Genomic DNA, 9,383 nt, shown 5'->3' on the forward strand with positions numbered 1-9,383 from the left:
GGTGCCGCGTCTTCTCGTTCAGGTGCCAAGGTAGGCCGTCCTTACCTCTTCGCTGGCCAGCACCCGTCCGGGCGGTCCGTCGGTCAGCCTGCGACCGAAGTTGAGCACGGTCACGTGGTCGCAGATGTTCGAGATCACGTCCATGTCGTGCTCCACCACGACGACGGTCAGCCCCTCGTCCCGCAGCTCCCGGATCTTCGGGACGAGGGACCGCCGGTCCTCGGCGGTCATCCCGCTCGCGGGCTCGTCGAGCAGCAGCACCCGCGGCCGGGCCGCGAGGGCGCGCGCCATTTCGAGCTGTTTCTGCAGGCCGTAGGGCAGTTCGGCGGCCCGCCGCCCGCGGTAGGCGGTCAGCCCGAACAGCTCCAGGGACTCCTCGGCCTGGGCGCGCAGGCGCCGGTCCGTGCCGGTCCTGAGCGGCCAGAGCGAGCGCGCCCCGGTGATCGCCCGGCTGTGCTGCCCGAGCAGCACGTTCTCCAGGACGGTCAGCCCGCCGAACAGCCGGATGTTCTGGAACGTCCGGACGATCCCGAGCGGCACCCGGCGCTGGGGGGTGAGGCGGGTGACGTCCCGTCCGGCGAGGACGACCCGGCCCGCGTCCGGCGGCACGTAGCCGGAGACGACGTTGAGCAGGGTCGTCTTGCCCGCGCCGTTCGGGCCGACGACGCCGTGCACCGACCCCTTCGCCACGTCCAGATCGACCGCGCCGAGCGCCTCGACGCCCTGGAAGTTCTTGGTCACCGCGGACACCCGCAGCAGCGGCTCAGCCAACGGACTCACGCTCCCGTCGCGGGACGAGCCGCGGCAGCTTGATCCCGCCGTCGCCGCCCCGGCCGATCAGGCCCTGCGGACGGACGATCATCAGCGCCACGAACAGCAGGCCGTAGACGATCTCGTACCACTCGTTGAGCCAGTCGAAGTAGATCGGCAGCAGGCTCAGCACGATGGCGCCGATGGCCGCGCCCCAGAAGTACTCGACCCCGCCGAGCACGCAGTACAGGATGATCACGAGGGCCTGGTGCGGGCCGAACAGCTCCGGGGTGATGACCATGAGCTGGTGCGCGGACAGCGCCCCGGCGACGCCCGTCACCGCGGCGGACGTGGCGAACGCGCCCACCGCGATGCGCGTGATGCGCAGCCCGGACGCCATCGCGGCGCGCTCGTCCTCCCGGATCGCCTTGTGCGCGAGGCCGAGCCGGGACCTGCTCAGCAGGACGAGGTACCCGACGACGAGCAGCACGCACCCGAGCACGAGTGGCACCGTCGTCCCGGTCATCCCGACCATGCCGCTGGCGCCGTCGACGTAGTCCCACTGCGAGATCAGCAGGTTGATCAGCTGGGAGAAGACGAACGTGATGATGGCGAGGTACAGCAGCGAGAGCCGCAGCGCCATCCACCCGATCAGCGCGCCCGCGACCGCCGCCGTGACGCCCGACGCGGCCATGGCGAGCGGCAGCGGCCAGGCGAAGTTGAGCGTCAGGATCGACGCGGTGTAGGCGCCGATCGCCATGAAGGCCGTGTGGCCGAACGAGTACTTGCCCGTCGAGACCGCGATCCAGTACCCGAGGGCCAGCAGCACGTTGATGCCGACCTGGAGGACGACCGCCTCGTTGAAGCTGGACATCAGACCCTCTCCAACACGCCGGCGTTCCGGCCGAACAGCCCCTGCGGCCGCACCAGCAGGACGATGCCGACGAGGATGAACACGATCAGGTCGCGGAGCGTCGCCGACAGGTAGGCCACGGTCAGCGTCTGGATCAGCCCGATGAGCAGGGCCGCGAACACGCCGCCGGTGACGCTGCCGAGCCCGCCCAGCACGATGATCATCAGCGCGGTGAGCGTGGTGGTGAACCCGTCGAACGGGCTGATCGAGTGGTAGGCGAGCCCGGTCAGCAGCCCCGCCGCCCCGGCCAGGACGCCCGAGAGCGCGAACGTGAGCAGGATGACCCGCTGCACCGGCACGCCGAGCAGGCCCGCGACGGTCGCGTCGTCCGACACCGCCCGGATCGCCGTGCCCCACGGGGTGCGTTCGAGGAACACGTACAGCCCGGCGGTCAGCAGCGTCGCCAGCAGCAGGATCACCAGCTGCGCGCCGGACACCGTGAAGACGCCGAGGTCGAGCCGGACGCCGGACAGCACGTCCGGCACCGAGCGCTGGTGGCTGCCGAACGCCTTGGTGACCACGGCGGTCAGCACCAGCCCGCAGCCGAGGCTGCTGAGGATCGACGCCGTCGGGAAGTCGGCGGACACGAACCGGAACGAGACGAAGTACACCGCCACCGCGACTCCTCCGCCGATCAGCGTCGCCGCGACGAAGCTCACCAGGAACGGCACCGGGGTCTCGGTCATGATGAGCGCGCCGAGGACGGCGCTCAGCATCGCCGTCTCGCCGAGGGCGAAGTTGAGCCGGTCCATGGCGCCGACCACCAGGTTGAAGCCCAGGGCGACCAGGCAGAAGGTCGCCCCGAGCAACAGACCGTTGAACAGTTGCTGTGCGAGCATGCGGTCAGCCGGCGCTCTTGTCGATCACGAACTTGCCGTTCTGGACGACCGCCTGCAGCTGCGGCCGCTGCGCGATGCCGTCCTTGAAGGTGGTGGCGTCGGCCATGCCCTGGTAGTTCTGCATGGCGTTGAGGCTCTCCTGGACCGTGACCCGGGCCTTCGCGACGGCGCCGGAGTCGGTCTTCACGCCCTTCTCCTCGATGGCCTTGGCGATCATGTGGACGGCGTCGAAGGCGTAGGCGAAGTTGAGCGAGATGTCGGCCTGGCCGGTGGCGGCCTGTGCCTTCTCCAGCAGCGCCTTCGCCGCGGGCGTCTCGCTGTGCGGGTCGTACTGGGCCGCGGCGAGCGTCCCCTCGGTCGCCTTCCCGCCCGCCGCGACGTAGGCGGCGCCGCCGGACTGCAGCGAGCCGGTGCCGAGCAGCGCGAAGCTCTGCCGCTGGCTCCGCACCTCCCGCGCGATCCGGCCCGCGTCGTCCGGGCCGGCGGCCAGCGCCAGCACGTCCGGCTTGGCGGCGGCGAGCGAGGTCACCTGCGAGGCGAAGCTGGAGTCGCCGCTCTTGAACGTCACGCTCTTGACGATCTCGACGCCGTTGGCGCCGAACACGCTGCGGAACAGGTCGGCCTGCGCCTTGGTGGTGGCGTTGGCCTCGTCGCTGATGATCGCGGCGCGCTTCAGCTTCCGGTTCTGGATGATCTTGGTGAGGACGGGGGTGCTGTTGTCGGCGTCCGGCTGGGCGATCGTGAAGCCGTACGGGCGGGCGTTCTTCAGCACGCCCGGACGGGCCGCGCCGGGGCTCACGATCGGCACCTTGAGCTTGTTGGCCGCGCTGCAGGCGACCTCGCAGCCCGCGCTGTCGACCGGGCCGACGATCGCGAGGACCTTCTGCTTGGCCGCCAGCTGCGGGATGAGCGTCGCGGTGGTGGCCGGCTTGTTCTGGCTGTCGACCTTGACCAGCTCCAGCTTGGCGCCCTTGACGCCGCCCGCCTCGTTCAGCAGCTTCACGGCGTACTCGGCGCCCGCCTCCATCGTCTTGGAGTTGCTGGCGAACGGCCCCGCGGAGCTGGTGACGAGACCGATCTTGTAGGTGCCGGACCCGTCGTCCGAGCCCGAACCCTCGCCGCCGCAGGCCGCCAGGGCCAGCGAGACGGCGGTCAGCCCGACCGCGACGCGACCGGCGGTGCCGGTTCTGATCATCGTGGGATCCCTTCATCTGATGCGCGTGCGAAGCACCTGCCAGGCACGGTCTCGGCGGGGAGGTTCTCTTTTCTCCAGAATTAGTTTCTGGAGAATAGCGATTATGGGGTCGTGCGTAAAGACCCTTCCGGTCTCTACGTGGTGGATGTTTCCGCTGGTCGGGCGACGCGGGGCGCGGGCGCGGCGTCCGTCAGCCGTGCGCCCAGCCGCCGTCGACGTTGACGACCTGCCCGGTGATGAAGTCCGAGGCCGGGGAGCACAGGAACTCCACCGCGCCGCAGAGATCGTCCGGTACGCCGACCACGGGCAGGCACTGCTCGGTCTTCATGCGCTCCCGCAGCGCCTGCGCAGCCTGCGGGGTGTGCACCGTCTTCCTGGTCTCGACCGGGATGTAGCCGGGGGCGACGGCGTTCACCCGGATCCCGTCCGGGCCGAGCTCCCGCGCGAGGGCCCGGGTCAGGCCGACCACCCCGGCCTTCGCCGCGACGTACGGCGCGAGCCCGACCGGCAGGCCCTTCGACACCATCGTCGAGCTGACGTTCACGATCTTGCCGTGGCCGGCCGCGCGCATGTGCGGGACGACCGCCGCCGCGCACAGCCACTGCCCGGTCAGGTTCACGTCGAGGACCCTCGTCCAGTCCGCCCGGCTGAACGAGTCGAAGGGCCCGGACGGCAGCAGCGCCCCGCCGGCGTTGTTGACCAGCGCGTCGACCCGGTCCCAGCGCTCGACCACCGCGCGGACGACGGCGCCGACCTGCTCCTCGTCCGTGACGTCGGCCTCGTACGCGCTCACCCGGTCCGCGCCCACGTCCGCGGCGATGCACTCGGCCGCCGACCGCGCCGCGTCCCCCGCCACGTCGACGACGGCGACGCGGTTCCCCGCCCCGGCCAGATGGGTCGCGTACGCCCGGCCGAGCCCCTGGCCCGCGCCGGTGACGATCGCCACCCGCTCGCCCGCGCTCACCGGTCCCCCTGCGCGCGGATCTGGCCGCTCGCGTCCTCGGCACGCGCGGCGAGCAGGTCGCCGGTCAGCGACCCGAGCGGATGGTCGATGACGGTGAGCGGCAGGTCGGGGACGCCCGCCGCCCGCGCCGCGATCCTGGCCGTGGTGACCAGCTCCGTCGTGCACACGACGTAGGCCGGGATTCCGCGGCGTTCGAGCGCGATCGCGTCCCGCACCGTGCACGAGCAGCACCCGGCGCAGTCGCCGACCCCGGTGACGACGACGTCGCACTTCGCGGCGAGGTCGTCGAGCATCTCGCCGGACGCGACGCGGCCGATGCTGGGCTTGCGCGCCCAGGCGGCGTCCTTCGCCCCGTCCTCCCGGAGCCTCGAGGCCAGCAGCTCAAGGAAGCGGTCGCTGTTCGGCTTGCCGTTGTCGAGGTACCCGACCGCGAGGCCGGACAGCGACCGCGGGCGGGGCAGCGACCCCGCCGTCTCGTGCGGGACGTCGGCGGTCGGATCGAGGACGACGAGTCGTCCGGTCATGGCGTCTCCCTCTGCGGTATCCGGCACCTCTCGGCCTCCTGCGCGGAGAGCGCCTCGGTGACGGGCGCGGACTCGTGGCCGCCGACCCAGTACGGGACGACCGCGGAATATCCGTAGAGGTCGCCTCCGGCGACGGTGATCAGAATGTCCTCCGGGCTCCGGACGACGGTTCGCAGCTCGTCCTCGCCGTCCGGCGTCGAGGCGTCCGGCGCCGCCGGGCCCGGCAGGCGGCCCGCGCGCCTGAGCGCTCCGACGCTGCGCCTGGCCAGGCGGAACAGCTCCTCGCGCACGGCCGCCTTGTCCATCCCGGCACGCTGGATGATCTCGGCGTGCCGGGGGCCGATCACCACGACGAAGCTCCCGTCCGTGTAGTGGCACGGCAGCATCGCGTCGGCGATCGTGGCGAGGATCGGGCCGGGCTCGCTCGCCCAGTCGTTCCGCGCGTTGACCGGCGCCTCGCCCGCGAAGACCGTCACCGCGCTCTCCTCGGCCGGCACGCCCCGGTCGGCGTGCAGCGGCGGCCACGGCGACGTCCTGCTCTCGCCGATGCAGTACGTGTACTTGCCCGGATGCCCGAAGGTGGCCTTGTCCAGGACGCCCGGTATGCCGCCGCACAGGTTCTGCAGGACGAAGCGGACCGCCCGTCCGATCGTGGCGTTGGCGTGGTGGCCGGGCCCGAACACGCTGAACGAGGTGTTGACGTTCAGCTGGTCGACCACCGGCCCGCTGATGATCAGCAGCGGCGCCGTGGCGCCGCTGACCGTGGTGCTGTGCAGGTTGAACGGCTCGCGGGTCAGGGCGCGGACCGTCGCGACGAGCACCGACATGTACTCCTCGCGGCAGCCCGCGGCGACCGCGTTGATCGCGATCTTCTCCAGCGTGAGCGCGGCGCCCTGCTCGGCGATCTCCCCGATCACCCGATCGGCCGGGATGCCGGACGCGGCCACGAACCTCTCGACGCGCTCCGGCGTGGGCGGGATGACGGGCAGCCCGTCGCCCCAGCCGTTCCGCGTGAACAGGTCCTGCGCCGCGTCGTCGTCGGCCACCGTGTACGGGGTGGACGCGAGCGTCATACGGGACGCGACCGTCATGCGTTGGCCGGGCCGTGCTCGTCCTGCCAGGCCTTCACCGCCTTCTCCGCGGCCGCCGCGTCGTCGTCGTTCAGCGGCCGGTTCTGGTAGGTCAGCTCCAGGCGCACGCCGTTGGGGTCGAAGAAGTAGATGGACGACCAGATGCCCTCGTGATCCACGACGCCCTTCACCTCGATCCCGGCCGCGGTCAGGCGGTCGCGGGCGGCCTCCACCTCGTCCAGGCTGTCGAGGGAGAGCGCGATGTGCGGCGCCCAGCGCGGCAGCGGAGACTCGTGGTGATCGACGTCGACGCCCTCGATCTCGAAGAACGCCAGGCACGAGCCGTCCCCCATCTCGAAGAACGTGTGGAGGAAGGTCGTCGGCTCCCCGGTGCTGCCCACGCTGTCGTCCATGGCGTAGCCGACCAGCCGCAGGCCGAGCAGCTCGGTGTAGAAGCGCTTCGTCGCGGCGGTGTCACGGGTCACGTACGCGACGTGGTTGAGGCCGCGAGGTCGGGCGAATCCAGTCATGGCTGGCCTCTCTGATCAGCGAGGGTGTCTGTTGATTTCTTCAATGCAGAATGCTTTTCTGTGCATCCGGATGTCAACCCCCGAGCAGAAGGAGACCCGCGTGGGCATCGAGCTGGACCCGCTGGGCACGCTGACCATCACGATCGAGCGGCAGACGATGCTGCCGTCCACCCCCGAGGGCGGCCGGCTGGTCGGCGAGGCCGCCGACTGCCGGTGGGAGGGCGACCGCGTCCGGGCGAGCCAGCTCGGGCGCAGCGCCAGCGACTGGGTGCGCGTCCACGCGGACTCCACGGTCAGCGTGGACGCCCGGATCCTGCTGCGCACCGACGACGGCGCCGTCATCGCGATGACCTACCGGGGGAAGGCGGACCGGCCGCCGGCGGACGGGGGCGTCATCTTCACCGCCCCCACCTTCGAGACCGACGACGAGCGGTACGGGTGGCTGAACAAGATTCAGGCGGTCGGCATGGGCCGCCGTACGGGCAGCACGCTCGTCTACGAGCTGTACGCCCTGACCGCCGGTCCCTGACCCGGACGGCGACGCCCGCATCGGAGCGAGAGACGCCCGCATCGGAGCGATAATGGAGGATCCCGATCGGGTGCGTTGCCCGACGCGGACGAGACCTGCGTTCCATGACGACCGCCAGAAAGGCACCAATGCCCGATCACGCCGCACGTCCGGACGCGGAGCCGCCCATCGAGCCGGAGCACTCCGCGCCCCCGCAGTACCCGATCGAGTCGGTCGACAACGCCCTCCGACTGCTCTGGCTGATCGGCGAACGCGGCGCCCTGCGCCTGACCGACGCGGGAGACTACCTCGGGGTGGCCTCGTCGACCGCTCACCGGCTCCTCGCCATGCTGCAGTATCGCGGTTTCGTCCGGCAGAACCGCCAGTCCCGGATGTACGAGCCGGGGCCGTCGCTCGACAAGATCGCCTTCTCGCTGCTGGGGCGCCTCGACGTGCGCGAACGCGCGCGTCCCGTGCTGGAGCGCCTTAACGGGGAACTGCAGGAGACCGTCCATCTCGGGACCCTCGAAGGGCAGATGGTCCGCTTCATCGACTCGATCGAAAGCCCGCGCGCCGTCCGTGTGGGGTCCCGTCTCGGCCGGTCCATCCTCGCGCACTGCACCTCGACGGGTAAGGCCATGCTGGCCCAGCTGCCGGACGCCGACCTGATCGAGTTGTACCCCGAGCCGAAGCTCGAACAGATGACGGGCGCGTCGATCGACTCCCGCGACGCCCTGCTGGAAGCGCTGAAGGACGTCCGCCGCAAGGGCTACGCGACCAGCAAGGAGGAAAGTGAGGAAGGCGTGATGTCGGTGGCGATGGCCCTGCCTCGCTCGAACCGTCCGCCGATGGCCCTGAACATTTCCGTCCCGGCGAGCCGCATGAACGTCCCCACCCGCCGCAAGATCGTCTCAGCCCTCACCGGCGCGGTGCAGGAGATCGACCAACTGATCATCTAGCCGTTGCCCGCCTCGCCCGGCACCGGGGTCTGCTCTACAGAAACCTGTTCTGCAATGATGTCGGGCATGAGCCTCGGTCTGTCCATCGCGTCGAACAGCGGTCTGCCTCCCGCGGAGATGGGCGAACTGGCCCGCGCCGCCGAGGACGCCGGGTACGACGCCGTCTTCGTCGCCGAGGTCAACGGCGACGCCCTGACGCTCTGCCATCCCTTGATCGCGGCGACCGGATCGGTGTCCGTGGGCACCGCCATCGCCAACGCCGCGCTGCGCCCGCCCGTGCTGGCCGCCAAGACCGCCGCGCTCCTGGACGACGCGTCCGGCGGCCGCTTCCGGCTCGGCCTGGGCCTCGCCAACGCGGCCAAGAACACCCAGTTCGGCCTGCCGCAGCATCCACCGCTCCAGATGGTCGAGGAGTACGTGGCGGTGGTCCGCGCCGTCCTGGCAGGTGAGCCGGGGTTCAGCGGCGGCATCTTCCGTACCGGCCGGGTGCCGCTCGACCGTCCGCCGCACCGTCCCGACCTGCCGATCCACCTGGCCGCGCTCGGCCCGCGCATGCTGCGGCTGGCGGGCCGCATCGCCGACGGCGTGATCCTCAACCTCATGTCACCGGAGCGGGCGGCGGAGGCCGTGGCGACGGTGCGCGAGTCCGCGGCAGACGCGGGCAGGGAACCGGCGGACGTCGAGATCGTCTGCGTCGTCCACACCTGCCTGGCCGATGACGCGGAGGCCGCGGCCCGCGGGGCGTGCGCCATCGTTCCCCGCTATGCCCTGCATCCCGCGGCGCCTAGCCTGTTCGGCGACCCGCTCGGCATCGTCCAGGAGCTGGCCCGCGCGGGCGACTGGGCCGGTGCCGTCCGGCACGTCCCGCAGCACGTCGCGGACTCGTTCGTGGCCCACGGCGACGCCGCCGCGTGCGGCGCCCGGATCGAGGAGTACCGGAAAGCCGGCGTGGACCTCCCCGTCCTGTACCCGGTACCGGTGGACGGCGCGTGGCCCTATGCGGACGTGATCACCGGCCTGGCCCCGGGCAAATCGACTTGAACGTACCGAGCTCAGCGATGCGGACACGGCTCCGGACTTCGTTCCCGTATAACCCTGAGAATGGCCGTGCCGGTCAGGAGTGGGGAATCG

Annotated in this window: 11 protein-coding genes; 3 read left to right on the forward strand and 8 right to left on the reverse strand. The window is 71.1% G+C overall.

The window, feature by feature from the left end; genetic code table 11:
* Window positions 1–18: 18 nt before the first annotated feature.
* From E1287_RS19930 to E1287_RS19960, 8 genes are all read right to left on the reverse strand, one after another.
* Window positions 19–771, reverse strand: coding sequence for an ABC transporter ATP-binding protein (locus E1287_RS19930; RefSeq protein WP_207934327.1), 753 nt, complete (start codon window positions 769–771; stop codon window positions 19–21).
* The gene (locus E1287_RS19935; protein WP_131966543.1) at window positions 764–1,624 is read right to left on the reverse strand and encodes a branched-chain amino acid ABC transporter permease; all 861 of its coding nucleotides are present in this window, start codon (window positions 1,622–1,624) and stop codon (window positions 764–766) included. Before E1287_RS19935 ends, E1287_RS19930 begins: the two co-directional genes overlap by 8 nt.
* Window positions 1,624–2,502 carry a branched-chain amino acid ABC transporter permease gene (locus E1287_RS19940; RefSeq protein WP_131966544.1) on the reverse strand — a complete coding sequence of 293 codons (879 nt, stop codon included), beginning with the start codon at window positions 2,500–2,502 and terminating at the stop codon, window positions 1,624–1,626. Before E1287_RS19940 ends, E1287_RS19935 begins: the two co-directional genes overlap by 1 nt.
* A gap of 4 nt (window positions 2,503–2,506) precedes the next feature.
* Complete coding sequence (locus E1287_RS19945; protein ID WP_131966545.1) at window positions 2,507–3,697, reverse strand: ABC transporter substrate-binding protein; 1,191 nt, start codon at window positions 3,695–3,697, stop codon at window positions 2,507–2,509.
* A 190-nt stretch (window positions 3,698–3,887) separates the two neighbouring features.
* Window positions 3,888–4,661, reverse strand: coding sequence for an SDR family oxidoreductase (locus E1287_RS19950; protein ID WP_165969096.1), 774 nt, complete (start codon window positions 4,659–4,661; stop codon window positions 3,888–3,890).
* Entirely contained in the window at window positions 4,658–5,185 is a 528-nt protein-coding gene (locus E1287_RS43835; protein WP_165969097.1) for a hypothetical protein, read from the reverse strand. Before E1287_RS43835 ends, E1287_RS19950 begins: the two co-directional genes overlap by 4 nt.
* Window positions 5,182–6,258, reverse strand: a complete 1,077-nt coding sequence (locus E1287_RS19955) for a hypothetical protein (RefSeq protein WP_131966547.1) — start codon at window positions 6,256–6,258, stop codon at window positions 5,182–5,184. The genes E1287_RS43835 and E1287_RS19955 overlap by 4 nt, the downstream gene beginning before the upstream one ends.
* A 14-nt stretch (window positions 6,259–6,272) precedes the next feature.
* Window positions 6,273–6,785: a VOC family protein gene (locus E1287_RS19960; RefSeq protein ID WP_131966548.1), complete on the reverse strand. Its 513-nt coding sequence runs from the start codon at window positions 6,783–6,785 to the stop codon at window positions 6,273–6,275.
* A 100-nt stretch (window positions 6,786–6,885) separates the two neighbouring features.
* On the opposite strand from E1287_RS19960, the gene E1287_RS19965 reads away from it, so the two are divergent.
* From E1287_RS19965 to E1287_RS19975, 3 genes are all read left to right on the forward strand, one after another.
* On the forward strand, window positions 6,886–7,314 hold the full coding sequence (locus tag E1287_RS19965) for a DUF3237 domain-containing protein (RefSeq protein WP_165969098.1): 429 nt from the start codon (window positions 6,886–6,888) through the stop codon (window positions 7,312–7,314).
* Between the two features lie 128 nt (window positions 7,315–7,442).
* Window positions 7,443–8,252, forward strand: a complete 810-nt coding sequence (locus E1287_RS19970; protein ID WP_131966550.1) for an IclR family transcriptional regulator — start codon at window positions 7,443–7,445, stop codon at window positions 8,250–8,252.
* A 66-nt stretch (window positions 8,253–8,318) separates the two neighbouring features.
* Complete coding sequence (locus E1287_RS19975) at window positions 8,319–9,293, forward strand: LLM class flavin-dependent oxidoreductase (RefSeq protein WP_165969099.1); 975 nt, start codon at window positions 8,319–8,321, stop codon at window positions 9,291–9,293.
* Window positions 9,294–9,383: the final 90 nt, after the last annotated feature.

The organism is Actinomadura sp. KC06, from assembly GCF_004348735.1.
Classification (GTDB): domain Bacteria; phylum Actinomycetota; class Actinomycetes; order Streptosporangiales; family Streptosporangiaceae; genus Spirillospora.

What these genes read in the sequence shown, in the direction of transcription:
- E1287_RS19935 (WP_131966543.1), bottom strand. Translation starts at nt 1,624, where the DNA reads ATGTCCAGCTTCAACGAGGCGGTCGTCCTCCAGGTCGGCATCAACGTG.
- E1287_RS19940 (WP_131966544.1), bottom strand. Translation starts at nt 2,502, where the DNA reads ATGCTCGCACAGCAACTGTTCAACGGTCTGTTGCTCGGGGCGACCTTC.
- E1287_RS19945 (WP_131966545.1), bottom strand. Translation starts at nt 3,697, where the DNA reads ATGATCAGAACCGGCACCGCCGGTCGCGTCGCGGTCGGGCTGACCGCC.
- E1287_RS43835 (WP_165969097.1), bottom strand. Translation starts at nt 5,185, where the DNA reads ATGACCGGACGACTCGTCGTCCTCGATCCGACCGCCGACGTCCCGCAC.
- E1287_RS19955 (WP_131966547.1), bottom strand. Translation starts at nt 6,258, where the DNA reads ATGACGCTCGCGTCCACCCCGTACACGGTGGCCGACGACGACGCGGCG.
- E1287_RS19960 (WP_131966548.1), bottom strand. Translation starts at nt 6,785, where the DNA reads ATGACTGGATTCGCCCGACCTCGCGGCCTCAACCACGTCGCGTACGTG.
- E1287_RS19970 (WP_131966550.1), top strand. Translation starts at nt 7,443, where the DNA reads ATGCCCGATCACGCCGCACGTCCGGACGCGGAGCCGCCCATCGAGCCG.
- E1287_RS19975 (WP_165969099.1), top strand. Translation starts at nt 8,319, where the DNA reads ATGAGCCTCGGTCTGTCCATCGCGTCGAACAGCGGTCTGCCTCCCGCG.